The organism is Bacillus sp. JJ1521, from assembly GCF_036965165.1.
GTDB lineage: Bacteria > Bacillota > Bacilli > Bacillales > Bacillaceae_L > Ferdinandcohnia.
In genome coordinates this window covers 1-25,833 of record NZ_JBALOX010000031.1, presented here as the reverse complement: position 1 = coordinate 25,833, position 25,833 = coordinate 1, and the positions used below count along the sequence as shown (strand labels likewise).

Genomic DNA, 25,833 nt, shown 5'->3' with positions numbered 1-25,833 from the left:
GGTAAGCACTATTTTTTTGCGCATAGGAAAAAAACGAGTCAAAAAACTTCACAATAATCGCAAAATCGTCCATAAAAAAACAAGACGATGCCAATTTATAATAGATGAATATTGCTCAGTCCTCAAAAATAGTTCTATTGCATCCTAATAATTGTAAGCGCTTTAAAATGGAGGGTTGAGTTGTGAGGATTGTTGCAATTAAAAATTATATGAATATAGGAGGGATTGTTTTACGTGAGAAATCGAAGGATGAAACGAAGTTTTTCATTGCTATTAGTTTTTTGCTTAATCCTGTCTTTATTTGTTCCGGTCTTGGAAACGACGACATCAGCAGAAGAAAATTCAGTTAATCTAGCCTTGAGGAAAACGGTGAACAAGAGCTCGGATTGTAAAGGATGTAATCCACCAGGACCAGCTGAACAAGCTGTTGATGGAGACAGCAGTACAATTTGGACGCCTACTAAAGATGACGTAAAGGACCATAATATCTGGATTGAAATCAAATTAGAGAATAAGACTGAAATCGATGAAGTAATCGTAAAGAATTTGAACATACCTTATATTCAATCTTATGAAGTTTTCTATCAAGGAGAAACAGGTTCATACAAAATAATCGCAAGTAAAACTGAAAATCTATCATCCGAAGAAACGATTATATTTGAACCCGTTCAAACAAGCAGAGTGAAAATCAGCTTGAATATTGATCCGTCTAAAACGGAACAGGATAGAGCATATATCCTAGGGGAAATTGAAATCTACAATCAGAGGCAAGCTGAAGTAGAAAATCCAATTGATAGCAATCTGGACCTTGCTTTTAAGAAATCTGCAACTGCAAGCTCCCATTGTGGCAGTTGCGGTACATATCCATCGAATGCAGTGGACGGAGACCTATCAACAGCTTGGAGAGCATTAAGTGGAGATTTTAACGACGATGGACAGCATTGGTTAGTGATTGATCTTGATGGAAAACAAAGTTTTAACAAGGTCATTCAAACCTTTAACCTTGATGCAATTGAACGATATGAATTATTTTATTCAAATGACAATAAGAATTGGACCTCCATCTATCAAAATAAACTTGTCGTAACAAAGGAAGAAAAGGCTATTTTTGATAGGGTTACGGCTCGTTATTTGAAGGTAAATGTGCATGCTAAAAAAGCGAGTGTACCACTTATCTATGACCTTAAACTATTCAATACGGATGAAGCACCTGTACCTCCCGCACAGAATCCGCTAAAGGGTGTATATTTAAATGATGAAACAAAATCAAAATATGAAGTAAATGCAGATTTAAAAATGCAAAAGGGAGACACCCAGCAGGTTTCTTTAAATGGCGTCATGTATGATGGCGGAGAATTACCAAAGGGGGCAGATATAACATTTACAAGCAGTCGACCGGAAATTGCACAAGTAGCAGAAGATGGTACGATTACTGCCTTAAATGGAGGAGTAACGGTACTTACTGGTAAAGCAACAGTTGAGTCAATCACTCAAAGTACAAATATATTCGTAGTAGTAGATGACCCTGAGGCAAGAGTAGCTGATACCACTCTACTACACGAAAAAATTGAACAAAAGATAGGTGTACCTGCGATTATCTCGCCGGATGATGATTTTCCAAAGGTCCAACTAAGCCCACATCTTGACGGGAAAGTAAGTATGAAGGTTTTTGATCCGGAAGGAAAGCTGCATCATAATGTTCAAAAGCAGATTACTAAAGGAGAAGAATATGAAATTCTAATTCCTAAAGCTTCAAAACAAGGGAAGTTTGAGGTTCAGCTAAGATTCGATACAAAAAATAAAGAACGTGTGTATGACACTTTATATTTCCATGTGATTGATTTAGAGAAGTTAACAGACAAACAGTCGAGGATGGCTTTTTTAAATGAAAAAGGAAAACTAATTTACACGACTGATATTCATGGAAATCAAATTATGGATTTTTCAAACAGTGGTTATATGGGCGGGGGTGTTCAACTCCCTAATGTTCAGACAAAAGTAGTTGTGGAGCCTGGTGAGGGAGATGATACAGAACGCATCCAAGAGGCGATTGACCTCGTTTCCCAGTTCCCTATCCAAAAAGATGGATTCCGTGGAGCGGTATTATTGAAAAAAGGAATCTATGAGATTGAAGGGACTTTAAAAATCCAGGCTAGCGGTGTTGTGCTTCGTGGTGAAGGAGATGGGGAAGATGGTACCATACTCTTTGCTACTGGAAAAACGAAACGCAATATAGTTGAGGTTGGAGACAAAGAGGCTACTCCTCAAATCCTAACCGAGACAAAGCAAAATATTGTTGATCTATATGTGCCAGTTGGTAGTCGTTCCTTCCATGTGGATGACCATTCAGGCTACAAGGTAGGCGATAATATTATCATTCGTAGATTTGGAAATAGCAGCTGGATTCATGATATTGACATGGACCAGATTCCTGTACTTGAAGGAACTGTGCAGTGGGAGCCATTCGTATTGAATTTTGATCGTGTGATTACAGAAGTCAAAGGAAACATCATCACTATTGATGCTCCAGTTCCAAATGCGATTGAGCGTAAATATGGTGGAGCAGAAATTTATAAATATGATGATTCAGATCGATTGGAAAATATCGGGGTTGAAAATATGCGTGTTGAAGTAGAGTTTGATCCGACTGTTACTGCGATGCATAATGATGAGGAATATTATGCGGACGAGAATAAGGCAGAAACATTCCTAACCTTTGAATATACGAAAAATGCATGGATGAGAAATATAACAGGACTATATTTAACGAAGTATCTAGTCAATCTTGGTAGACATACGAAATGGATTACTGTACAGGATTCCAGCTCATTTGAAATGGTTAGTCTCATTACAGGTTCAAGAAGATATCCATTTAATTATGTAGGGCAGCTTTCATTAACACAGCGTGTTTATTCAGAAAAAGCAAGACATGCGTTCATCTTTGATAGACATATGTCAGGTCCAAATGTTATTTTGGATAGTGTTTCAGAAAAAACATATAATCGCAGTGAGCCACACCAGCGTTGGGCAACAGGTGGATTATTTGATAATGTAACTGGCAATGCAAATGCGATGGACAGAGCTAATTACGGAACAGGGCATGGCTGGGCAGGAGCAAACTTCGTATTCTGGAACCATACAGGTAATTTAGCAGTACAGCAGCCGCCAACTGCTCAAAACTATGCAATTGGGCTAATTGGTGAAAGACAAGAAGGAGATTTTAAAACAACGCCAGATAACCTAAGGGAAGATGGATATTGGGAAGTTGAAGGAAGGCATGTGGAGCCACGAAGTCTTTACCTTCAGCAGCTACAAGACCGATTAGGTTCAAAGGCAATAGATAATATAAAAGAAACACCAGTCGGTGGAGAAGAACTTGACACTCCAAAATGAACGATAAAGTGGGGCTGAGGATTTTCCTTTAGCCTCTTTTAAAGTAAAAATTCTACACAAACAAGTAGGAATCCTTCAAACTTGCATGTCACAAAAGAGAGTATGATAGATGAGTAAAAATAGATGGACCTTGACAATACTTTGGGGGGAATACCATGACAAAACAAACTACAATTTCAACCATGGACTTAATCGAGAAAAAGATAAGCGAAACCTTGAAGAAAGTGAAAGATGGGCTTCCACATACAGCAGCCAAAGACGGGAATTATGATGATACAAAACCAAGTTGGTGGACATCGGGTTTTTGGCCGGGCATTTTATGGAATCTATATGACCAAACTGGTAATGAAGAATATAAGAACACTGCGCTATCTGCAAATATAAAGATAGCTTCCTATTTTAGAGAGAATCAAGATCAATTCGATCATGATGTGGGCTTTCAATTTCTTTTAACTGCTGTCTACCATTATGAAATTACCGGCGATGAAGTAAGCAAACGGATTGGAATCGAAGCGGCGAATTTTTTAGCCGGGCGCTTTAATCCAATTGGAAGGTTTATTAAATCATGGGATCGAGCTGCAGGATGGGTCATCGTTGATTGCTTAATGAATCTTTCCTTACTGTTTTGGGCAAGCCGCGTTACAGGTGACCCACGCTATAAGCATATTGCAATTCTTCATGCAGATACATTTTTGAAATATGGTGTACGCGAGGATGGGTCTACATGTCATATTCTTTCATTCGATCCCGAAACAGGTGAGTTTATCGAGGCACTAGGTGGCCAAGGCTTTTTACCCGATTCATCCTGGAGTCGTGGGAATGCTTGGGCCATTTATGGATATGCAAATATGTATCGTTTTACTGGAGACGAAAAATACTTGCAGGTTTCAAAAAAAATCGCACATCAATTTTTAGCTTCACTTCCGGAAGACTTTGTTCCATATTGGGATCATCGCGCTAATTCAATAGTAACGGAACCAAGAGATAGCTCTGCAGCAGCGATCACTGCATCTGGGCTAATTGAGCTTGCAGGTCATGTACCGCAGAATGAAAAACACATTTATCTAAATGCAGCAACAAAAATAGTAAAATCTCTTTCTGAAAATTATTCAACTTGGGATCAGCCAGAGCACCAAGCAGTGCTCATCAAGGGCACAGGTAATCGCCCAAAGGGGAATTTTGTAAATGCATCACTTATCTATGGCGATTATTATTTCATCGAAGCCATCTCAAAGCTTAATGGCTACAATAAATACATTTTTTAAGACATCTATATGAGTACCCGCGGGTGCTCTTTTTTGTGCACTATTTTTACTTCTATAGTAAAAATAGCCCATAGGGATATGGAATGTAAACGCTTATAATAATAGAAAAGATTTATACTAAGGGGCTGAAAATCATGGAGCCAAAAGGGTTAATGGGAGGATTTTATCGAATTAGTGAATCGATTATGCGTCTTGCCTATGTCAATTTATTATGGATTGTCTTCACATTACTTGGTGGTATTGTCCTTGGCATCATTCCTGCAACCGTGTCATTGTTCACAATCACAAGAAAATGGATCATGGGTGAAGAGGATTGTGAAGTATTTAAACTATTCTGGAAGACATACAAGCAAAATTTTATTAAAGCAAATATACTAGGGATTTTTCTAATGGCAGCGGGGTTGGTCCTATTCCTCTATTATCAAAGCCTGCAAATCCTACCGGAGCAGCTGTCTCAAATTTTACTAGTATTCTTCTATAGCATCTTATTGATCTTAGGAGTGGTAGTGGCATTTATTTTTCCAATTTTTGTCCACTTTAAAGTAAAATTTGCTCACTATTTTAAAAATGCGCTAATCATAGGGCTCTCATTCCCTCATTTCGCAGCACTGATGCTTTTTATTTTGGTTGTATTTTTCGTCGTCTATCAGTTTTTTCCGGTTCTAGCAATTTTCTTTGGAGTGAGTGTACCAGCTTATTTATTAATGGCAATCTCCTTTATCGTATTTAAAAAAATTGAACTTAAGCAAAGTAAAAATAATCAAGAATATAGCGGCAATTCGGGGCGACTTTCAGTATAATTTAAATATATTTACACCATTAGGCAAGCCTTAAGCTTGCCTTATCTATTTTCTGCAGCAAGGAGCTAATGACGATGAAATGGAGATATCGATTGTCATTTTACCAAAGAATTCAACTTTCACTGATATTCCTTGTCATTCTTCCTATTTTATTAATTTCAGTTATTTCCTATATCATCATAAAAAAAGAGGTTACAGAAAGTGTTACCTTATCAAACCAACAGTTAGTCAATATCATTTCAAGTGATCTGACGAAAACGATTGATGATATTACGTTTTCTACAGTATTAGTAGCGAATGATACGAGTATGCAAGAAAGAGTGAATAAACTAAAAGAAGTTAAGGAAATTGATACTTTTGATATCCACCAGAACATTGAGGAGATAAGTGATTTTCTTAGTCTTTTAGAATCGAAAATGATTGGGACTCAGTCCAAGATTTTCTTTGTGAATCCGTTTAACTTTATCATTAACGGATCTGAATATGGAAAAAGGGATAAAATTCAAGACGAATGGGAGATTCTTCGTAACAGAGTAGATATATTTAATACGAGAACCATTCAATCGCTAGGAACGATATATAATAAGGAGCAAGGCGCAAACGATTATTTTTTCGGAAGAGTCCTAAGGGAAAAGCGTTCAAATGAGTATATTGGCACCTTGATTATTCGCATTCCGAACACGTATTTTTCAAGTGTGTTTAATAGTATTGAAATGGGAAAAATAACTCTTCTTAGCTCAAATAATGAAGCTATTTCATCAAATCAGATGGACTCTTTTACAGAAGGGAATATTGTTAAAACAACGAAAACTATTAGCCGTGCAAATTGGACCCTCGTTTCCGAGATTTCTCAAAAGGAAATTACAGGCACAATTACAAATGTCTTTTTCTTATTCTTTGTCTTAATGGTCATATTGGTTCTAGGTTTCTTTTTACTATCCATATTTATGTCAAAACAATTAATAAAACCGATCAAATCATTCGAAAAAATTGTGAACCGATTTGTGAAAGGGGACCATTCAGTCCGTTTCCGTGTTAAAGGGAAGGATGAAATTTCAATTATTGGAAATGCATTTAATGATATGCTGGATCAAATTAAAGAATTGATTCAAAAGATTGAACAGGAGCAAGAGGAGAAAAAGATCATTGAACTACAAACCCTATTTGCACAAATACGGCCGCATTTTCTAATGAATACATTAAACTCTATCAAGGTAAATCTTGCTATCGGGGGCGATGAATTCCACTCGAAAAAAATGGATTCTCTTATAAGCTTATTGCGGTCATATATGAGGGTTAATGTTCCGAATTCGTTATTAAAGGAGTTTCAATTGATTCATGATTATCTCGACATTATGAATATGAGAAATGGAACGGACATTGAGGCAAGGATTAAAATAGAAGAACAAATAGAGGAATTTACAGTTCCACGATTGTTGATTCAACCTCTCATCGAAAATAGCATTATCCATGGATTTATCGACCGCGAACCTGGAGCAGTGATTGATATACATGCATATGAAACAGAAGACGATATTCAAATATCTATATCTGATAATGGAAAAGGGATGACAGAGGAAGAGTATAATAAGGTTAAAGCCTTAATTGAAATGCGAAGTGATGAGATATCTTCCTCTGAAAGTGTTGGACTTGTGAATATCGCTCAACGATTAAAACTCACATATGGACAGGCTGCATTTTTACATGCAACTCGTAATGAAGATAAAGGAATGATCTTCACCCTACACATCCCCAAGGTGTAGGGGGTGTTTTTGTGTCCTTTTATATTCACCTGGGCTCATTCCTGTATACTTTTTGAAAATCTTTGAGAAGTATGTTCGATCTGAATAGCCAAGACTGTATGTGATAAATTCAATCGTTTCAAAGCGCTCCGTAAGCATTGAAGTTGCAATCCGCATTTTGAAACGATGGACATAGTCCGTGAAATTTTCCCCGGTAAGATGTTTAAAATAGCGGGAAAAATAGCTAGGATTTAAGTGAAGATGATTAGCCATAATAACGGACGTGATATTTTCTGATAGATTCTCAATAATATATTGGTCAATTTCTTTTAATTTTGGGTTGCTTTGATTTTGCTTGAATCTTGATTTTTGTAGTGACTCCATGTAGTTCTGAGTTTTCAATTGAAGGAAGTGTAGCATTTGTGTTAAGGTTATTGAGTTTTCTACATATATTTCAAATTGTTCAAACGCACGATCATTTTTGCAAACAAGGTTTACGATACTTATACATTTCTTCTTTAACTGAACAGGATCCAGAACAAGTGTCTTTGAAGTCTCTTCAAGGTACTGGATTGCTTTATTCACATCCTCAACATTTCCGTACTGGACGGCATCCAATAAATCTTTTGCGAATGGATCTAACAAGGTGTCCTTCGGTAAATTATAAGAAATCCATTTTGAAGGAACCTCTAGGAAAACATGTTTCATATTTTCATAAAAAGAGATTGACTTTCGATAATACAATTTATTGACACAGCTTTCTAATTCAGTGACATTGCATATCCGGTCATAGAAGAAATGGACATTCAGACGTAATTGTTGTTTCACTCCAGTATGAATCGTGTTAAGTAAGTTTTGGAAATCCTTATAACTATTATGGGTAAGGCGATTTTTAAAATTATAAATGAGAAAAATGTTTTCAGTTTCATCCTGTAGGATTGTATATTCATCCTTGTCTCTTGTCGCTGATTCCATAATAGAAAGCAGTTGGTTCTGAGGGCTTGATAGATTTGAAAGCAGCATATCATTTTTACATGATGTATAATCAATCACCGATCTACAAACGATGAAATCATGATGCCTCCAATTAATCCCCAAGCTGCGGCTAAAGGACAGAATTTGTTCGCCTAACTCTGAGTCAGCTAATTTTTTCAAGAAGGACTTCTTTAGAAGTTCTTTATTATGCTCAATAGTATCCTGATAGTATAGTGCCTCCTGGAATTCATTTGATTCTTTTAAACTCTCTAATGATTTAAGAACACTTTTCTTCAGCTGTTCCTTCGTTAGCTCATCTTTTATTAAATAGTCATCGACATTTATTTGGATGGCTTTTTTCGCATAATAAAAGTCTTCATGGCAAGTTAAAAGGATTACCCTTGCATCTGGATTCTTCTCTTTAAAACGAACTGCTAACTCAAGCCCGTCTATTTGGGGAAGACCAATATCAGTAATGACCAAATCAGGCTGCAGTTCGTCAAAAAGTGACAACGCTTTCAAGCTTGAGAAAGTAGAAGCAACTATTTCAATACCAAGTTCTTTCCAGTTTAAAATATTTTCAAGATATTTAAGCATCGGGACATCATCGTCAATGATCATAGCTTTACACATCGTTCTAACCCCCCCATTTGTGATTTTCTTTAAATCTATTATAGTCATATATTTTTATAAATTATAGAAAATTTTGAACTGAATTGTGCAAAATTTTTACCTTCATCAAAAAAACAAGTAAAAATCCTCAGCACGAATGTAATTAAAAAAGACCTATAATGATTTTGAAAATGAAATAAGTTGTAAAGGAGGCAAACAAAGGTGGAAGTCAATTATAAAGAAACGAAGATTACAAGTATGGCTCCTCCCAAAAAGGCATTTTGGAATGAGAAGCGAAAAGAAAGTCTTGCAGGGCTCCTGTTTGTATTACCAGAGTTTTTAGGGATCTGTTTAATGGGGGTATTTCCGTTATTTTTCACCTTATTTTTAGCTTTTACAGAGTGGAATTTTATCGGTGGAATTGAAGCGATCAATTTTGTAGGGTTGGAGAACTTTAAGAAATTAATGAGTGATCAAAACTTTCATCTGGCTTTAAAAAATAACCTTTTATATACCTTGTTTACGGTTCCAGTCGGAATGGTCCTGGCATTGATTTTGGCGGTTGTGATTCATTCAAAGGTATATGCAAAGGATTTCTTTAAAGTAGCATTCTTTATTCCTTATATATCAACACAAGTAGCGGTGGCAGCAATCTGGGCAGCGTTATTCCATCCATCTTTAGGACCAATCAACCAATTCTTAACGAATATTGGAATTACGAATCCTCCGAAATGGTTGGGAAGTACAGATAGTGTAATGGCAGCGATTATCATTATTGGTATTTGGCATACAGTCGGATATATTGTCATTATCTATATTTCAGGTTTAAGTACAATCAGTGAAGAGGTCTATGAAGCAGCAGAAATTGATGGAGCTAATTTCTTTCAAAAATTTATTAGAATTACGGTACCATTGTTAAGTCCGACCACATTTTTCTTAGCAATCACATTAATGATTTCTTCTTTTAAAGTGTTTGATCTTATTGCCTTTTTAACGAAGGGTGGACCAAACCATTCATCGAACGTACTCGTTTATTATATTTACGAGGAAGGGTTCCAAAATTTCAGAATGGGTTATGCATCGGCAATTTCATGGGTATTATTCGTAATCGTCGCAGTATTAACAATCGTAATGTGGAAAATCCAAAATCGGAAGGTAGACTAAAGGAGGTAGATTTTTATGTACAAGTTGAAGGAGGCAATGAAGAAAAATCCCTCCGGCGTAGTTGTTACACTTATTTTAGGGATTCTATCCATTGTATTCTTAGTTCCACTTATTTGGATGCTTTCAACCTCGGCAAAGTTTGAAAGCGATGTCATGGTATTCCCAATCGAATGGATACCAACAAGATGGAATTTTCTCGAAAACTTTAAAGCGGTATGGATGAGTGATGTACCTTTCGGAATGTTCTATTTCAACTCTATTAAAATAGCATCCATCACAACCTTAGTTACACTCATTGTTTCATCAATGGCCGCGTATTCTTTTTCGAAGCTTAAGTTTCCTGGTAGATCTATACTATTTGGCTTACTTATCTCATTTTTAATGATTCCTGAACAAGCAACATTAGTTCCACGGTATATTATGATTAAATGGTTTGGATTATTTAACACTCATGAAGGAATTATTCTAATGGGAATGTTCTCGATATATTTTACCTTCCTTATGCGTCAATATATGATGGGGATTAGTGATGAGTATATTGAGGCTGCAAAAATCGACGGGGCCGGCTATTTCCGAATCTATTGGCAGGTGATCCTTCCATTATGTCGTCCGATTTTAGCAACTGTAGGTATCATTAAATTTATTTGGGTATGGAATGACTATCAAAATCCACTCATTTTCTTATATAATGAAAAATTATATCCAATTACTTTGGGCATGCAGTATTTCCGAACAGAATATAGTGAGAACTATGCTGTCATGATGATGGCGGCGGTTTCGGCAATTCTACCGCTTTTGATCGTATTCGTCATTCTACAACGACATGTTATTGCGGGAATTTCGTTAGGCGGGGTAAAAGGGTGATAGCTCTTATCCAAATAGGGATAGGATAACTTACCCGATCAACACGTAAAAAAAATACACAATTATAAAAAAATATTACACATCGTTTTGAAAGTAAAAAAGGTACTATTGGTGTGTGAAAGAGAAATTAGAACAATAATGAAAGGGGTTACATTGCTATGAAAAAACGTTATCGCTTTTTGCTTTTTACAATGTTTTCATTAATTCTAGTATTAGCAGCATGTTCAGGTTCTGAAGAAAGCTCAAATGGTTCAAGTTCCAAAGACAGTGGATCAGATGCTAAGGAAGATGAGGTAGTTGAAATCAAATACTTCAACTGGGATTCTGACCAAACAAAAATCGAACAAATCATTACAAACTTTGAGAAAGATAACCCAAACATCAAGGTTAAGTCGGAAGTACTAATTCCTGGTGGTAGTGCAGTTGATAATATGATGCGAATGGACGTGTTAATGTCTGCTGGTGAGCAAGTAGACGTTGTCTCCATTCCAAACGTAGACCAAGCAGTCTTAAGAGCCGCAAACGGTATGTTTGAGCCACTAGATGAGTATTTTGAAAAAGATGGTATTAATATTAAAGAAGATTATAAGATTTCTGCTTCTTACGATGGAAAAGTGTATGCATTACCACATTTAACAAACTATTGGTATGTATTACTTAACAAGGATCATTTAGATGCAGCTGGATTGCCAGTTCCGGATTTTGGATGGACTTGGGACGATTTCAAGGAGTATGCTATTAAGCTATCAAAAGGTGAAGGGAAGGATAAGACATACGGTGCTTACTTCCATACTTGGGGTGAATATGCAAATCCAATGCTGTTCTCCGAAAAGTCTCATCCATATATGATTGATGACACGACACCTGTTTTTGATGATAAGTCATTTGATTATTGGTTCCAATTGCGTAGAGATTTAGAAGAGGCTGGTGCCGTTAAGTCATTCTCAGATGTAATCGGTGCTGAGTTAAATTACCGTACAGAGTTTTTTAATGAAGAAGCAAGTATGCTTATGACGGCAAGCTGGACAGTTGCTGATGTTGGGAATGTTGAGAAATATCCACATGAGTTCAAGACAGCATTTGCTCCAGTTCCAAGAATGAGTGAAGATTCACCACTTGGATCAACAAATATCGCAGGGGAATTCTCGGCACTTGCAAAGAATTCTAAGAATAAGGAAGCGTCTTACAAGTTCTTACGCTACCTAACAGCTGAAGGATCTCAAATCAGAGGTTTATCATCATGGAATGAAGCTGATGGTGAACAAACAGTTAAGGAACTTGTTGCTGGTCAAGAAGAATACTATGATCTTGATTCATTAAATAACACTTTATTTAATGATGAGGTTAAAGGTGCTTATGATTCAGACATCGCGATTTCATACGGAAATGAGCTTAAGAAGGACGTATTAGAGGCTGGATTTACTAAATTCATGCTTGACGGTATTTCTGTAGACGAAGTGAAGAAATGGATGGTAGAAGAAGCGAAAAAAATTATCGAAAACAATAAGTAATAAAAAAATGGGATTGTAGCTGACTCGGTATTCTGCGCGTCAGCTACTTTCTTTTATGGGGTTAAAAGGAGGAAGAAAAATGTTATATCCACAGACTAATCAATACCGAAGTGAAATTTCACTAGATGGGTTTTGGAAATTTGCAAAGGATGAAACGAATGCTGGGGAGCAGAAGGGGTGGCAGCAAGCGATTCCGGCAGACTACGAAATTGCGGTTCCAGCAAGCTGGAATGAACAACACCAGGATTTATCTCGTTTCTTTGAAACAGGATGGTATGAGAAGGAAGTAATGATTCCAAAGGTCTATAAAGAGAATCGAATTTTCTTACGAATGGGGGCGGCAAACTATTATTCCCGTGTTTGGTTTAATGGGGAATTAATGGGTGATCATGAAGGCGGACATCTGCCTTTTAGCTTTGATGTAACAGAACATATCGATTGGAATGGAATAAATAAGGTTACAATTTCGGTGGACGTAAGAATAAAACCTGATAGTTTGCCTGCTGGAGAGGTCGAGCACGAACAAATCATTCAAAAGAACGGACATAAGGGGCAGTTTCCTAGAAATTATTATGATTTCTTTCCTTATGGGGGCATTAGCCGCCCAGTTAGTTTAGTAGTTGTTTCCAAAACATTTATAGAAGATGTTTCAGTTCGTACAAACATTGTGGGTGATATAGATGGAGAGATTGATTTTTCAATCAAGCTTAATCAGCCATTTGTAGGTAAGGTGAAGGTAAGGCTTGGAGAGGCGGAACAAAATTTGTACATGGATGACGAAGAATCGATTACCGGGAAGATTATGGTCAAAGATGCTAGGCTTTGGTCTATAAAAGATCCTCATTTGTATCCGTTGCAGATTGTATTAACAATAGAAGACGAGGAGATTGATCAATATATCCTCAAGGTCGGAATCCGTACGATTGCGATAGAGGGAAGCCAACTCTTATTAAATGGTGAGCCCATTTTTATGAGAGGAGTTGGACTTCATGAGGATTTCGCTGTTTTAGGAAAAGGAATGCACCCAGCGGTAATTGTAAAGGATATGAATCTCTTAAATTGGCTAGGTGGAAATTCCATTCGTACCTCGCACTATCCATACAGTGATGAGTTTCTAAATTATTGTGATGAAAATGGAATCCTCGTAATTGGTGAAACACCTTTCGTTGGTTTTGTGGAGAGCCATTATAATAATGAAATTGAAGCGAAAGCAAAACGAGTGATTACCGAAATGATCAATCGTGATAAAAACCATCCGAGTATTATCGCATGGAGCCTTGCAAATGAAGGAAATACGTTTGTTCCTTCGGCGGATGGTTTTTATAAAGCGCTATATGACCATGCCAAGGGGGTGGATGATAGCCGTCCGATAACGATTGTAAATTGCCTAGACGTGGAGGAGGATGTTGCACTGAAGTATTATGATTTTGTTTGTCTCAACCGCTATTATGGCTGGTACACACAGCCTGGTTTATTAGATGAGGCGTGTGAGTTATTAAGTGAAAAACTAGATCGTTGCTATGAATTATTTGGAAAGCCTGTCATGGTTACGGAGTTTGGTGCAGATGCAATTGCGGGAATGCATATGGATCCACCTGAACTATTCTCAGAAGAATACCAAGCTGAAATGGTAACAAGACAATATAAAATTATCGAATCCAAACCATTTACAATCGGAGCTCATATTTGGGTGCTTTCTGACTTCAAAACAAGTCAAAACCCAAAACGAGTCATCCTCAACCGTAAAGGACTCTTCACCCGAGAGCGTCAGCCAAAGCTTGCCGCGCATGAGATACGGAAGGCTTGGAAGTAGGTGGGTTCTTGTCCCAACCGCAGTTGAAGGATTTGAGAAAAAAGTAGTTATCTGGTTAATGAAGGACTGAAAGTGGCTAGAACTCGCGCGTAAAGTCCTTCATCAGGGTTATGAAGTCCCGAACGAAGCTGGGATCCACGCGGAAAATCCTTCATTGGGGTTATGAAGTCCCGAACGGAGGCGGGACCCACGCGGAAAGTCCTTCATCGGGGTTATGAAGGAGCGAACGGAGCTAGAACTCGCGTGGAAAGTCCTTCATCGTGGTTATGAAGGACCAAAAGATGCCGGGATCCACGCGGAAAGTCCTTCATTGGCGTTATGAAGGACCGAACGGAGCTAGGGACCGCACGAAAAGTCCTTCAATGGATTAAAAGGCTTCCGTTATTTAAAAGAAAACTAACCAATATATATAAGATGCGATGAGCAAGCCCACATATGCCCAAGAAAGTATGCGTTGCCATTTTTTCGCGCGGAAGGTTGTAAATAGAAATGCGATAGGTACGAGTGTCCAAGGTAGTAAGACTAATAGACTTAGTAAAAACAATCCGATCGAAGTACCGAGTGATCCAGCTTCAAATGACATTTGAGCCAAGTATGCTGATGCTCCTAATCCAATAGGGGAGAGTAAAAGTAGGCAATAACTTTTAAGTCGGAATGCAGAGAAAAATGTGCTGAGAGATTCAGTTTCAAATAAGGTGAACTTGAAATTCGAGAGTGGTTCACGAAGTTTTTCAGGAACTAATTGCATTTTCATCACTCCTACTAGAATTGGTATAAGGGATAAATCAAAGAAATGCTTTGTATATATTATACGTATTATATAGTAAAAAGTTTTACAATTATACTACAATATTCCATTTTGGTAGATTTTATGATATTCAAATTTCATTGTATGTAATTTAGCGACCAACTCGAATTAGACCCCACTGCCTAATCCTAAAAATTTGCAACGAAACTAACATTAATAAATAATAGAGGTAGTTAAAATATTGATGAAATAAAAATTGGGGGTACAGACATTGGAAATAGGAATTAGTACTTTTGTTGAGACAACACCGGATCCGAAAACAGGTGAGGTCATCAGTCATGCACAGAGAATTCGTGAGGTTGTCGAGGAAATTGTGCTTGCGGACCAAGTAGGCTTGGATATATTTGGAGTAGGGGAGCATCATCGGGAGGATTACGCAGCTTCAGCTCCTGCAATGGTGCTTGCAGCGGCAGCATCACAAACGAAGAAAATTCGTTTTACAAGTGCGGTTACTGTGCTTTCGTCTGCCGACCCGGTTCGTGTGTTTCAGGATTTCGCAACGCTTGATGCCATTTCAAATGGCCGTGCTGAAATCATGGCAGGAAGGGGTTCATTCATCGAATCATTCCCACTATTTGGGTATGACTTAAAGGATTACGATGAGCTTTTTGAAGAAAAATTAGATCTGCTGCTTCACATTCAAAGGTCAGAGAAAGTAACTTGGCAAGGTAAACATCGCCCATCCATCAATAATCTTGGAATCTATCCACGACCTGTTCAAGATCCATTACCAATCTGGATTGGAAGTGGAGGAAACCAAGAATCAGTAGTTCGCGCAGGTTTATTAGGATTGCCACTGGTCTTAGCGATCATCGGCGGTAGGCCAGTTCAATTTGCACCACTTGTTGAATTATATAAAAGGGCTGTTGCTCATGCAGGGCATGATTTTTCAAAATTAGCGGTGGCCTCTCATTCCCACGGGTTTGTTGGAGAAACGATGGAAGAAGCTGCGGAAAAATTCTTCCCATCAACCGCCCAAGCGATGACTAAATTAGGAAAAGAGCGCGGATGGGGTCCATATACTCGTGAAAGTTTTGATTTTGCCCGAAGCTTTGAGGGGGCGTTATATGTTGGTGACCCTGAGTATGTTGCCAATAAAATTATTGACTTACGTAAAAATGTAGGAGTTACCCGTTTTATGCTGCATTGTCCTGTTGGAACAATGCCACACGAAGACGTCATGCGTTCCATCGAATTATTAGGAAAAGAAGTCGCACCACGTGTCAGGGAAGAAGTTGCAAAATGGGAAGCAGAGAACGAAGCCAAGTAAGGAAAGAGGAAAATGAAATGAGTAATTTAAATCATAAGCAGTTAGCAACAGAATGCTTCAACAAAGTGTGGGACTTACTTGAAAAATCTGATCGTACGAAAAATGAAACTGAGGAAATGATTCACCTATGCCATACTTCATTTTGGCACTGGACGCAGGTGCAAGATCATACTGATCAAAATCTATCGATAGGGTATTGGCAACTTTCAAGGGTTTATGCAGTAGCTGAACACGGAGAACAGGCTTTATACTATGCAGAGCGTTGTGTAGAAATCAGTAAAAATGGGGAGTTAGCCTCATTTTATATTGCGTATGGGTACGAAGCGTTGGCAAGATCTTATATACTACTTAACCAAAAGGATCAAGCTGAAGAAGCCATTATTCAAGTAAAAAGATACACAGAACTTGTGAAAATTGAAAAAAGTAAAAATCTGTTACTTGAAGATCTAGCAGACCTAATGAAAATTATTAATGATCTGTATGCATAGTTTATGTTAAATACTGGGATATTACTACTTGAGGTGAAGTATATGAAAAAAATAGTAATATCCCTGCTTACTCTTGTCATCTTTTTCCCATACCAAGTCGGTGCACAAGCCAATGTTGAATGCCCAAATGTGAGCCAATTAGAGAATACAACGATTATTTATAAAGATGAACTCTTAAAGGCATTAGAAACCATTATCCCTCGCACATTTGGAGAAAGTGATTACTTAAATCATTACGCTGATTGGGAAGTCGTAACAGCGCAACCTTTAGATGAAAAGGTGGCAAAGGAATACCAAATGTCTTCCAATTATTGTGGACAAGAAGTGGCGGATAAGTCGTGGTTAGTGACCTTGCATTTTCCTAGATGGGAAGGAAAAAGTGACGTTGCATCAGACGGTCAAATCTTTGTATCAAAAAGCAAAGATAAAGGCTGGTTCGTCTGGTATAAAAACCATTGAACACTATTGGGAAAAAGGAAGCGTTAATCCACAAAGGAATTAACGCTTTTATTTGTTCGTGATATGTTATACCTGCCTAATCTTAAAGAAAATCCTCAGCTCGTTCATCCAGGGATTTTCTTTTTTTTGTTGGAAAAGGAATACTCTGAATGATTTTAGAATACAAACATAAATATTGGTACTTCTATACAAAGGAGGATTAAAATTGCAGATTCGGAAAGCAACTAATGATGAAACCCAAATGATACTTTCGCATTCTTTGGAAGTATTAAAAGAAGCCACAATGGGGCATGTCAAACCAAGGAGAAGAAAAGCTTTAGAATTGATATCACCATTTTTGTCGAATGGTGGATATTATTTACTCGGTATAGAAAATAATAGAATTATAGGCTGGATTGCTGTAGGAAGTACAGTTGATGTCAATACGGATGAAATGATTGGGGTCATACCAGAAATCTATGTCTTGCCTAGGTATCGTAATAAAGGGATAGCTAAGAAACTATGTAATGAAGCATTTAATTATATAAGAAACGAGGGGTTAAACAAGGTACAATTGAATGTGTTTTCAGGTAACCCTGCAAAAAAGATCTATGAGGACCTTGGCTTCAAAGAAGTTTCTACCATCATGGAAAGGAAAATAAATTAGAAATTCAAATATAAATCCAAAAAGGCGGCAAGAAATTGTCGCCTTTTTATTTTTGCATTCGAAGTAATATTTCCGCACTTGTCCTAGTGCATCTGACCTCTACGAAACTCTAATTAATTCATACAATATTAAGTATCACAATGGGTTTGGAGGTGATTTGATGTCTTTCGGACATTTTCATTCTTTATGTCATAGATACCGAGGAAGAGCTGTTGAAATTAGAATGCGAGATGGAAGAATACACAGAGGGGTTATTCATCGTGTAACAGGTGATCGTGTGTTTCTTCAACCTTTAGGTCCAAGAAGAAACTTTGGTGGATTTGGCTATGGTTTTGGCTGGGGATTCGGTGGGTTTGGAGCAGGTCTTGCTATCGGTGCGATTGCGGGTATTGCCCTAGTAGGGGCATTCTGGTGGTAGGTTAGTAAGATAATAATTAGATAGTAGTACTAATATTTACATTGAAGGACACTTCACGTTTATAATGACACAGAAATGTCCTTCAATCATAAACTTTTTCATAACGACTTTCATAAAAACGAAATTAATTAGAAGAGGGGGGAGATGAAAAATGTTTTATGGAAGACCAAGACGTCCGATTCCTTTCAGACCTAACCATCCAAGTAGACAACAAAGACTATTTGGTAATTCTCGGTCATCAAATACTCCTAGCCTGATGTCTCATTTTCAAACACCCGACGGAAAGCTTGATTTTAATAAGGTATCTTCTACAGCGGGACAAATGAGAAAAATATATAGTCAAGTAACCCCTTTCCTATCCATGTTTATGAAAAAATAATGAATAGGTGGAGTATATATGAACTACACATATCTTGATAGTTTAGCCACATATGGAGTTGGGGGTGCTCACCCTGGAGGATTACAACTTACCGAGCAATTATTAGCAAGAGAAAAAATGAATCGTAAAACAGTAATCCTTGATGTCGGCTGTGGAACAGGACAAACATCCGCATACATTTTCAGGCAATATAAGTGTAAAGTTTCAGCTTTGGATAGCAATAAAGTGATGATTGATAAGGCGAAACAAAGATTCCGTTCCTCGCACTTACCAATTAATGTCGTTGAAGGACGGACCGAAAATTTACCTTTTGGAAATGAGACATTTGATTTTATTCTCTCGGAGTCGGTAACAGCATTTACAAACATACCTGTAAGTCTGTCAGAATATAAAAGGGTACTAAAACCAAATGGTGTTCTATTAGCGATTGAGATGACAGCTGAGCCACTTCCTTTTACAAAAAAGGAAAAACAGTTTATTTGTGATTTCTACGGTGTCTCAAAACTTTTAACAGAGAAAGACTGGCGAAACTATTTCCAAAAATCAGGCTTTCGCCATGTGACAGTTGAAAAGCATATGCATCAATCTGTTCCGCAGGACGTTATGTATGCAAATGATTTTATGCTTTCAAATCAAATACAGGAAAAACATTATGAAATTCTTGAACAGCATCAACAAATCGTAAGTAAATACAAAGACAAATTAAATTTTAGGGTTTTTAGATGTTTGGTCTGATTCCCATACACTAGAAAAAACGCTTGGAAAAAAACCCAAGCGTTTTACTTTTGGATGGAAAATATATTAGTGCGTTATTGTGCTTTATTTTTTTGCCGCTCTTGCCTCAACTGTCTGTTTGAATAATTGATGTCCAAATACCGCAACCCCAGCTGCAATCACTCCATTATAGAGAGCCTCTGCAGTAAACCCGTAGAAAAATGTGCCTCCTACTAAAGAAACTCCTAATAGGATCCATGTAATCGACCAATTCGGAATAGAAGGCGTTGCCTTAAGGAAATATCCAATCACCCAAAGAGCAGGAACCAACATATAATAGTTTTCATTTAAAAATTGTAGCAAGTCCATGGTTGTCACCTCCCTCAATGTATCGTATGAACAAGAAGAACAATGTGCCTGTATGGATGTCCTAGAATAAAAATATTTTTGTAAGCGAACACTCATTTTTGTCTTGACTGATATAAAAAACAGGAGCATAATGTGAGTAATCACTCACTTTATTTTCGTTTAAGAGGAGGACAATTTAATGACCAATACGGTAGAAATTGAAAAAGTAAGTAAAAGCTTTGGAAAAAAAGTCGTGTTAAATGAAATCAATCTTGCTATTGAGGAAGGAACTATTTATGGATTTATTGGGCCATCAGGAGCGGGGAAAACAACATTGGTCAAAATGATTGTAGGGATGGACGCACCTGACGATGGATCTATTCAAGTGTTAGGAAAGAAAATGCCGAACTTGGAGCTGTTGCAGGATATCGGCTACATGGCCCAATCTGATGCACTTTACACAGAACTAACGGGGAAGGAAAATCTCGCATTTTTTGCTTCACTTTATAAGTTAAATCGGACTCAAACAAAAGAACGAATTGAATATACTTCAAAGCTCGTTAATCTTACCGATGATTTAAATAAAAAGGTTTCCGCGTATTCTGGCGGGATGAAGCGCCGTTTGTCACTAGCCATCGCCTTGATTCAAAATCCGAAAATGCTTATTTTAGATGAACCAACTGTTGGCATTGACCCTGAGTTGAGACTCAATATTTGGAATGAATTAATCCGATTAAAAGAAGAAGGAAAAACAATCATCGTCACAACGCATGTCATGGAAGAAGCGGAACGATGCGATTATATTGCAATGGTCCGTGATGGTCGAATATTAACTAGAGGTACACCAACAGAATTGAAGGAAATATATCAGGCAAATAATTTTGACGAGGTATTTTTACATGCGGGGAGGGCAAGACAATGAGAATCATCGCACTTATCAAAAGAATCTTTCAGCAGCTGCTTCGTGACAAGCGGACGTTGGCTTTATTATTTGTTGCCCCACTTTTAATCCTGTCGCTTATGTATGTCATGTTTAATGGGGATTCAGTAGAACCAACCTTGGGAGTTGTGGATGTTGATGAACCACTTTTAGAAGCACTTAAAGATCATGATTTTGACATCGTGGAATTTGATCAAGCGAATGCACCTGAGGAAACGATTCTTGAAAACGAGCTTGATGGATTGCTTGTAATGGAAAATGATAAAATCGTGCTTACTCTAAAAAATAATGATCCAACTTCGGCTAAAGCTTTACAAATGAAGGTGAATCAAGTATTTGCCGCACAAGCACAGGAAAAACTGGTCAGTCAAATGCCGAACCAAGACCTAATGCCCAAAATAGAATTTGAAACAAACTATGTGTACGGTAGCGATGAAACGGTCTTTTTTGATGTGCTAAGCCCTATTTTAATTGGCTTCTTTGTCTTCTTTTTCGTATTCCTTATCTCTGGAATTGGATTGTTAAAAGAAAGAACGACTGGAACGTTGGAACGATTATTGTCAACACCGATTCGAAGAGGGGAAATTGTCACAGCCTATCTAGTCGGGTTCGGGATCTTCGCGATTATCCAAACAATGATCGTTGTCTTTTTCGCCATTACGGTATTAGATGTGACCTTAGTCGGCTCGATTTGGAATGTACTTGTCATTAACCTGCTTTTAGCACTAGTTGCGTTATCGTTAGGGATATTACTATCTGCTTTTGCGGCTTCGGAATTCCAAATGGTACAGTTTATTCCAGTGGCAGTTATTCCGCAAATCTTTTTTTCGGGCATCATACCACTTGAAGGAATGGCAAACTGGCTTCAAGCAATTGCGAAAGTAATGCCGCTCTACTATGCTGCCGATGCATTAAAGGGCGTTATGTATCAAGGTTTAGGATTCGCAGATATAAGTTTGAACCTTTTAGCATTAGTCATATTCGCAACAATTTTTATCATCTTAAACGTATTTGCGTTGAAGAAATACCGCGCATTGTAACTAAGGAAGTGAAGGAAATTGTCTAAGGATAATCTATTAGATGCCTTAATTGAACAAACCAAATTATCGAAAAAACAAACTGATAAACAACAGAAAATCATAGAAACAGCAATCCAAATGTTTGCGGAAAAAGGGTATGCGAATACATCAACAAACGAGATTGCTAAAGCGGCTGGAGTTGCAGAAGGGACTATTTTTCGTCATTATGGCACGAAGGATAATTTATTGCTATCTGTCATCCTTCCTTTTCTAAAAGAGGCGTTGCCTGGAATGGCGGAAAATGTTTTTAAGGTAGTGTTAACCGAAGAGACTCTTCATTTTGAAGACTTTTTAAAAAGGCTCTTTAAAAATAGGATTGAATTCGTGTTCGAAAATAGAGAAATCTTTCAAATTATTGTGAAGGAATTATTATATAGTGACTCATTACGTCAAGAAATTGCACCATTTTTTGCGGATAGTGTGGTAGTGCGTATCTCTCTAGCAATTGAGTTGTTTAAGGAGCGCGGAGAAATAAAAGATATACCTACAAAAACATTGTTAAAAATGTTAATGACAGTATTCGGAGGTTTTCTCGTCACGAATTTTGTTCTTTTCCCCCAAGACACAATGGATATCGACCAAGAAGCAGAAACCCTAGTCAGCTTTGTCATGGACGGAATCCAAAGCTAAGAAAAGCACAAGGCACCTGCATATGGGCTTATGACCTCGAGCCATTGGCGCCTGAAGCTAGAAACTAAAAGAAGCCTTGCCCAACAATTGCGTTGGCCAAGGCTTCTTTTTTACATTGATATTGATGCTGTTTGACTTTTTCGAACTGCAGTTTCTTTCTTTCCATGCATATAAAAGTAAAGAACAATACTTCCTAAAGCAACGATGCTTAAGATGGAGTACAGTTTGCTGTACCCTGTAAAAGGAACAAGAAATCCTAATAAATAAGGACCGAAACCTAGACCTGCATCTAAAAAAATGTAGAAAGTTGATGTCGCAAGTCCCATTCGATGAGCTGGTGTTAGCTTCACCGCAACAGCCTGAGTACAAGACTGCATATTCCCAAAACCTAGCCCAATAAGTGCTCCGGCTAAAAGAAGTGTGATGGTATTATGAGCAATACTTAAGAGAAACATCCCAAACGCAAGGATAAAAAAGGCCGGATACATGACATAGTTTGCCCCTTTTATATCCATTAAGCGTCCAGTGAAAGGACGTGAAATAAGTACCGCAATTGAATAGACAAGGAAGAAAAAGCTTGCGGCTGTTACTAAATCAATTTCAATCGCATAAAAATTGATAAATGAAAGGACACTTGCATAACAAAGTGAAATCGCAAAAGTAACAAATGCGATTGGAAGTGCCTTAGGTTCCACGAAATCAGCAATCCGGAAGCCATGTTTCTCTTGAGTTTGATTTGTTTGTGCTTCAAGTGGTGGTACATAAAGAATTAATGAAGTAAGTAGACCTATGACGCCAATTACAAGACATAGACTGAAGATAACCTGGTAGCTTGTATGCTGAGACATAAATAATCCGATAAATGGACCAATTGCCGTTGCTAATGTCGCACTCATACTAAAATAACCAATTCCTTCACCCCTACGTCTTGGTGGAATGATTTGTGCAACAATTGTACCAGTTGCGGTACTGGCGATCCCAAGTGTGATACCGTGAATGAACCGATTAATGAGTAGAAAAGTGATTCCTGCATGTACGAAGTATAAGCAGGTTGTGAGGATAAATAAAACCAAACCTATAAACAATGTTTTTTTACGGCCAATCAGATCAATAAAACGTCCGATAAAAAGGCGACCAATGAGTGTTCCGACAATAAAGATTCCAGTGACAAGACCGGCTTGACTCGTAGAAGCACCATATTCATCAACCGCATAAACCGCAATGATGACAACCAATAAATAAAAAACAAACGTTAAGAAAAAATTAATGGAGGAAACAATGATAAAATCCTTTGTCCATAATTTTTGATTGTCCATGTAAATACTCTCCCTACTTTATTAAATTGTCGCGTATTGTTTTCATGACACGGGCAGCTTCAAGCAACTCCTTATCAGAAACTCCCCTAATAATTTCTTGTTCAAATTCATCGACTGTCTTCCGAATATCTATATATACCTTTTGACCGAGATCGGTAAGCTGCATTCTTTTTTCTCGCTTGTCTTTCCCGGGAATGTGTTCTACATATCCAAGTTCCTCAAGTCGGTTAATGGTTCTAGTAACGGTTGGTTTCTCGACACTAAGGTAATTGGAAATTTCAACGAGGGTTGGAGAACCAAAATTCACAATGTAATACATAATAGACCATTGTGCTCGATAAAGCTGATGTTTACCAAGTTCAGTGTTAAGCCTACTTTCAAAAGGACGGTACATTTGTGTTAGTTGTTGAAAAAACAATTGAAAAGTTTTTATTGGAGATCACTCCTTTTTTGATAGTTACCTTAGGTAATAGTTAACGAGGGTAACTATTTATCTACTTTAACAGAAAACACTAAAAAAGTCTATGGGTTAAAACATCAAAAAAAATGCATGTTAAAACTGTTGCCAGTTAACACGCATTTTCACCAATATATTTAAAACCACTACTATGAGCCAAGCGTTTGGTTTTCATGCTCTTTCACCTTGCTAATAAATACCAGTGCAACAATCAAGCTTCCAGCTGCTGCAAGAAACAACACACTAAACCCAAACAAGTCAATTAAATATCCAAGGGTTGGCGGTGAAGTAATGGCTGCCAGTGAGGAAACTAAATAATACAGCCCGGTTCGCGTTCCGAAGCTTTTTTCACTCCCTGTAGAAACAATGAGAGGGTACGCATTAATATTAACAAACGCCCAAAAAATTCCACCCAAAAATAAGATCGCCCTTAAGTAAAAGACTGAATCCACCCAATTCAAAAGCAAAAATGAAACGATTAACCCAATAACTCCAATGACAATCACATTTTTCTTACCAAATTTTGCACCCAAAAGGCCACTTGGAATGGCTGAAATCACAAAGCTTAATGGAAAAAAAGCTAACGAAAACGCTGAGGCACTTTTTGAAAGTCCTAATTCGTTCACTCCGTAGAGTGTAAACAAAGCTTCCATCCCCATAATAGCAATAAACCAAAAAAAGATAGCGGCTAACAAGTATATCGTTGTAGAGTTTAATTCTTCCCTGTAATTAATTTTAGGGACCGTTGTTTCATAATAAGAGAGTGTATCGCGGTGTTCTTTAATATTTTTAAAAACAATCCACAATGATACTAAAAAGAAAATAGAAACGGCGATAAATGGAATTGTCTCGTCAATGCTAAATAAATATGAGCCTATACTTAACGCAAGAATAGCGCCACAGCCACCCATAAAATTGATAATTCCATTTGCCTTTGTCTGTTCAGGTTCAGGGGTGATATCTGGCATTAAGGCAATCGTAGGGGAACGAAATATCGCCATTGATAAGTTCATACATAACATGAAAATGAGCAAGGACACTAAGCCAGTGTGAAGGGGAATAAGTGTATAAAACAGGGCCGCAAGTGGGACACCGATAAGTAGATAAGGCATCCTGCGCCCAAAACGCGTCCGAGTTCGGTCGCTTAGCTGCCCGATATATGGCTGTAAAAAGAGAGCGATATAATTATCGATCGTCATCAGAAAACCGATCAAAGCTGTACTCGTAATGAAATTATCTAGAAAAAAAGGAACAAATCCATTATACAAAGACCATCCAAGACTAATGCTAAAAAAGCCAAAACCTAACAACCATGTTTTTCTCATATGTGCTCTCCTATGTTGAAAGTAAGACGTACTACTAATTTATGCGGGGAGTAGTACTTTTTGACTGAATAAAATTAAAGCCTCCGGCAGATGCCACAGATTTTTAAAGGAAATTTTTCAACATTAACTGGCACTAAGCCCTCACGGAGGGCAAATTGCCAGTAAAAGCCTGATTAAGTGAACAAAGACTAAGAACGCCACGTCCTGTGGCAACGTCTTCGTGACCCACATCGTGTGGGCCTCAACTAACAATCTGTGGGGGATGAAGCAGGCTAAGAGCGCGACGTCCTGTCGCAACGTCTGCACTAGCACTTCCTGTGCGTCGAAAGTTCGAGGCGGCGCAGCTTTGAGTAGCGGAACGTATGTAGTTAATACGTGAGCAATTGTTCTGACACGCAGGAAAAGCGATTTTCTTTT

General features: G+C 37.7%; 24 protein-coding genes. 18 read left to right on the top strand and 6 right to left on the bottom strand.

Translation table 11 applies throughout. The features are described from left to right. Positions 1 to 234: 234 nt before the first annotated feature. The 4 genes from V7147_RS05925 to V7147_RS05910 all read left to right on the top strand — a co-directional run bounded on the left by V7147_RS05925 (position 235) and on the right by V7147_RS05910 (position 7,221). Positions 235 to 3,393: a discoidin domain-containing protein gene (locus tag V7147_RS05925; RefSeq protein WP_335366932.1), complete on the top strand. Its 3,159-nt coding sequence runs from the start codon at positions 235 to 237 to the stop codon at positions 3,391 to 3,393. Positions 3,394 to 3,548: 155 nt separating this feature from the next. Next, entirely contained in the window at positions 3,549 to 4,658 is a 1,110-nt protein-coding gene (locus tag V7147_RS05920; protein WP_335366931.1) for a glycoside hydrolase family 88 protein, read from the top strand. A gap of 134 nt (positions 4,659 to 4,792) precedes the next feature. Then, complete coding sequence (locus tag V7147_RS05915; RefSeq protein WP_335366930.1) at positions 4,793 to 5,458, top strand: YesL family protein; 666 nt, start codon at positions 4,793 to 4,795, stop codon at positions 5,456 to 5,458. Positions 5,459 to 5,532: 74 nt separating this feature from the next. Next, positions 5,533 to 7,221, top strand: coding sequence for a sensor histidine kinase (locus V7147_RS05910; RefSeq protein ID WP_335366929.1), 1,689 nt, complete (start codon positions 5,533 to 5,535; stop codon positions 7,219 to 7,221). Here V7147_RS05910 and V7147_RS05905 read toward each other — a convergent pair. Beyond that, the gene (locus V7147_RS05905) at positions 7,201 to 8,808 is read right to left on the bottom strand and encodes a response regulator transcription factor (RefSeq protein ID WP_335366928.1); all 1,608 of its coding nucleotides are present in this window, start codon (positions 8,806 to 8,808) and stop codon (positions 7,201 to 7,203) included. The two genes, V7147_RS05910 and V7147_RS05905, sit on opposite strands and share 21 nt — an antisense overlap. A gap of 237 nt (positions 8,809 to 9,045) precedes the next feature. Here V7147_RS05905 and V7147_RS05900 point away from each other — a divergent pair, with 237 nt between their 5' ends. The 4 genes from V7147_RS05900 (at position 9,046) to uidA (ending at position 14,139) form a co-directional block, all read left to right on the top strand. Beyond that, the gene (locus V7147_RS05900; RefSeq protein WP_335366938.1) at positions 9,046 to 9,951 is read left to right on the top strand and encodes a carbohydrate ABC transporter permease; all 906 of its coding nucleotides are present in this window, start codon (positions 9,046 to 9,048) and stop codon (positions 9,949 to 9,951) included. 15 nt (positions 9,952 to 9,966) lie between these two features. Continuing rightward, positions 9,967 to 10,815: a carbohydrate ABC transporter permease gene (locus tag V7147_RS05895; protein ID WP_335366927.1), complete on the top strand. Its 849-nt coding sequence runs from the start codon at positions 9,967 to 9,969 to the stop codon at positions 10,813 to 10,815. Between the two features lie 158 nt (positions 10,816 to 10,973). After that, positions 10,974 to 12,326, top strand: coding sequence for an ABC transporter substrate-binding protein (locus tag V7147_RS05890; protein WP_335366926.1), 1,353 nt, complete (start codon positions 10,974 to 10,976; stop codon positions 12,324 to 12,326). Positions 12,327 to 12,405: 79 nt separating this feature from the next. Continuing rightward, a complete protein-coding gene (uidA, locus tag V7147_RS05885; protein ID WP_335366925.1) occupies positions 12,406 to 14,139 on the top strand; it encodes a beta-glucuronidase in 1,734 nt (577 codons plus the stop codon). Between the two features lie 385 nt (positions 14,140 to 14,524). Here the strand turns inward: uidA and V7147_RS05880 are convergent, their stop codons facing one another. Then, positions 14,525 to 14,887, bottom strand: a complete 363-nt coding sequence (locus tag V7147_RS05880) for a hypothetical protein (RefSeq protein WP_335366924.1) — start codon at positions 14,885 to 14,887, stop codon at positions 14,525 to 14,527. 271 nt (positions 14,888 to 15,158) lie between these two features. Here V7147_RS05880 and V7147_RS05875 point away from each other — a divergent pair, with 271 nt between their 5' ends. From V7147_RS05875 to V7147_RS05845, 7 genes are all read left to right on the top strand, one after another. Further along, entirely contained in the window at positions 15,159 to 16,217 is a 1,059-nt protein-coding gene (locus tag V7147_RS05875; RefSeq protein WP_335366923.1) for an LLM class flavin-dependent oxidoreductase, read from the top strand. A gap of 17 nt (positions 16,218 to 16,234) precedes the next feature. Continuing rightward, positions 16,235 to 16,705: a hypothetical protein gene (locus tag V7147_RS05870; RefSeq protein ID WP_335366922.1), complete on the top strand. Its 471-nt coding sequence runs from the start codon at positions 16,235 to 16,237 to the stop codon at positions 16,703 to 16,705. Positions 16,706 to 16,747: 42 nt separating this feature from the next. Next, positions 16,748 to 17,164 carry a hypothetical protein gene (locus V7147_RS05865; RefSeq protein WP_335366921.1) on the top strand — a complete coding sequence of 139 codons (417 nt, stop codon included), beginning with the start codon at positions 16,748 to 16,750 and terminating at the stop codon, positions 17,162 to 17,164. A 205-nt stretch (positions 17,165 to 17,369) separates the two neighbouring features. Further along, positions 17,370 to 17,810 carry a GNAT family N-acetyltransferase gene (locus V7147_RS05860; RefSeq protein ID WP_335366920.1) on the top strand — a complete coding sequence of 147 codons (441 nt, stop codon included), beginning with the start codon at positions 17,370 to 17,372 and terminating at the stop codon, positions 17,808 to 17,810. A gap of 160 nt (positions 17,811 to 17,970) precedes the next feature. After that, the gene (locus V7147_RS05855) at positions 17,971 to 18,228 is read left to right on the top strand and encodes a hypothetical protein (protein ID WP_335366919.1); all 258 of its coding nucleotides are present in this window, start codon (positions 17,971 to 17,973) and stop codon (positions 18,226 to 18,228) included. A 151-nt stretch (positions 18,229 to 18,379) separates the two neighbouring features. Next, the gene (locus V7147_RS05850) at positions 18,380 to 18,607 is read left to right on the top strand and encodes a YppG family protein (RefSeq protein ID WP_335366918.1); all 228 of its coding nucleotides are present in this window, start codon (positions 18,380 to 18,382) and stop codon (positions 18,605 to 18,607) included. A gap of 18 nt (positions 18,608 to 18,625) precedes the next feature. Further along, positions 18,626 to 19,342 (top strand): class I SAM-dependent methyltransferase, encoded by a 717-nt coding sequence (locus tag V7147_RS05845; protein WP_335366917.1) that lies wholly within the window; start codon positions 18,626 to 18,628, stop codon positions 19,340 to 19,342. An 84-nt stretch (positions 19,343 to 19,426) separates the two neighbouring features. On the opposite strand, the gene V7147_RS05840 is transcribed toward V7147_RS05845, so the two are convergent. Further along, complete coding sequence (locus tag V7147_RS05840; RefSeq protein WP_335366916.1) at positions 19,427 to 19,690, bottom strand: phage holin family protein; 264 nt, start codon at positions 19,688 to 19,690, stop codon at positions 19,427 to 19,429. Between the two features lie 178 nt (positions 19,691 to 19,868). Between V7147_RS05840 and V7147_RS05835 the strand changes: the two genes are divergently transcribed. Genes V7147_RS05835 through V7147_RS05825 form a run of 3 tightly spaced genes read left to right on the top strand, consistent with a single transcriptional unit; the run spans position 19,869 to position 22,318 of the window. Continuing rightward, complete coding sequence (locus V7147_RS05835) at positions 19,869 to 20,591, top strand: ABC transporter ATP-binding protein (protein WP_335366915.1); 723 nt, start codon at positions 19,869 to 19,871, stop codon at positions 20,589 to 20,591. Continuing rightward, on the top strand, positions 20,588 to 21,649 hold the full coding sequence (locus tag V7147_RS05830) for an ABC transporter permease (protein ID WP_335366914.1): 1,062 nt from the start codon (positions 20,588 to 20,590) through the stop codon (positions 21,647 to 21,649). The genes V7147_RS05835 and V7147_RS05830 overlap by 4 nt, the downstream gene beginning before the upstream one ends. 18 nt (positions 21,650 to 21,667) lie before the next feature. Then, positions 21,668 to 22,318, top strand: coding sequence for a TetR/AcrR family transcriptional regulator (locus V7147_RS05825; protein WP_335366913.1), 651 nt, complete (start codon positions 21,668 to 21,670; stop codon positions 22,316 to 22,318). 110 nt (positions 22,319 to 22,428) lie between these two features. On the opposite strand, the gene V7147_RS05820 is transcribed toward V7147_RS05825, so the two are convergent. The 3 genes from V7147_RS05820 to V7147_RS05810 all read right to left on the bottom strand — a co-directional run bounded on the left by V7147_RS05820 (position 22,429) and on the right by V7147_RS05810 (position 25,416). Beyond that, the gene (locus V7147_RS05820; protein ID WP_335366912.1) at positions 22,429 to 23,634 is read right to left on the bottom strand and encodes an MFS transporter; all 1,206 of its coding nucleotides are present in this window, start codon (positions 23,632 to 23,634) and stop codon (positions 22,429 to 22,431) included. A gap of 13 nt (positions 23,635 to 23,647) precedes the next feature. Further along, positions 23,648 to 24,028 carry a MarR family winged helix-turn-helix transcriptional regulator gene (locus V7147_RS05815; RefSeq protein ID WP_335366911.1) on the bottom strand — a complete coding sequence of 127 codons (381 nt, stop codon included), beginning with the start codon at positions 24,026 to 24,028 and terminating at the stop codon, positions 23,648 to 23,650. Between the two features lie 212 nt (positions 24,029 to 24,240). Next, on the bottom strand, positions 24,241 to 25,416 hold the full coding sequence (locus tag V7147_RS05810; RefSeq protein WP_335366910.1) for an SLC45 family MFS transporter: 1,176 nt from the start codon (positions 25,414 to 25,416) through the stop codon (positions 24,241 to 24,243). Positions 25,417 to 25,833: the final 417 nt, after the last annotated feature.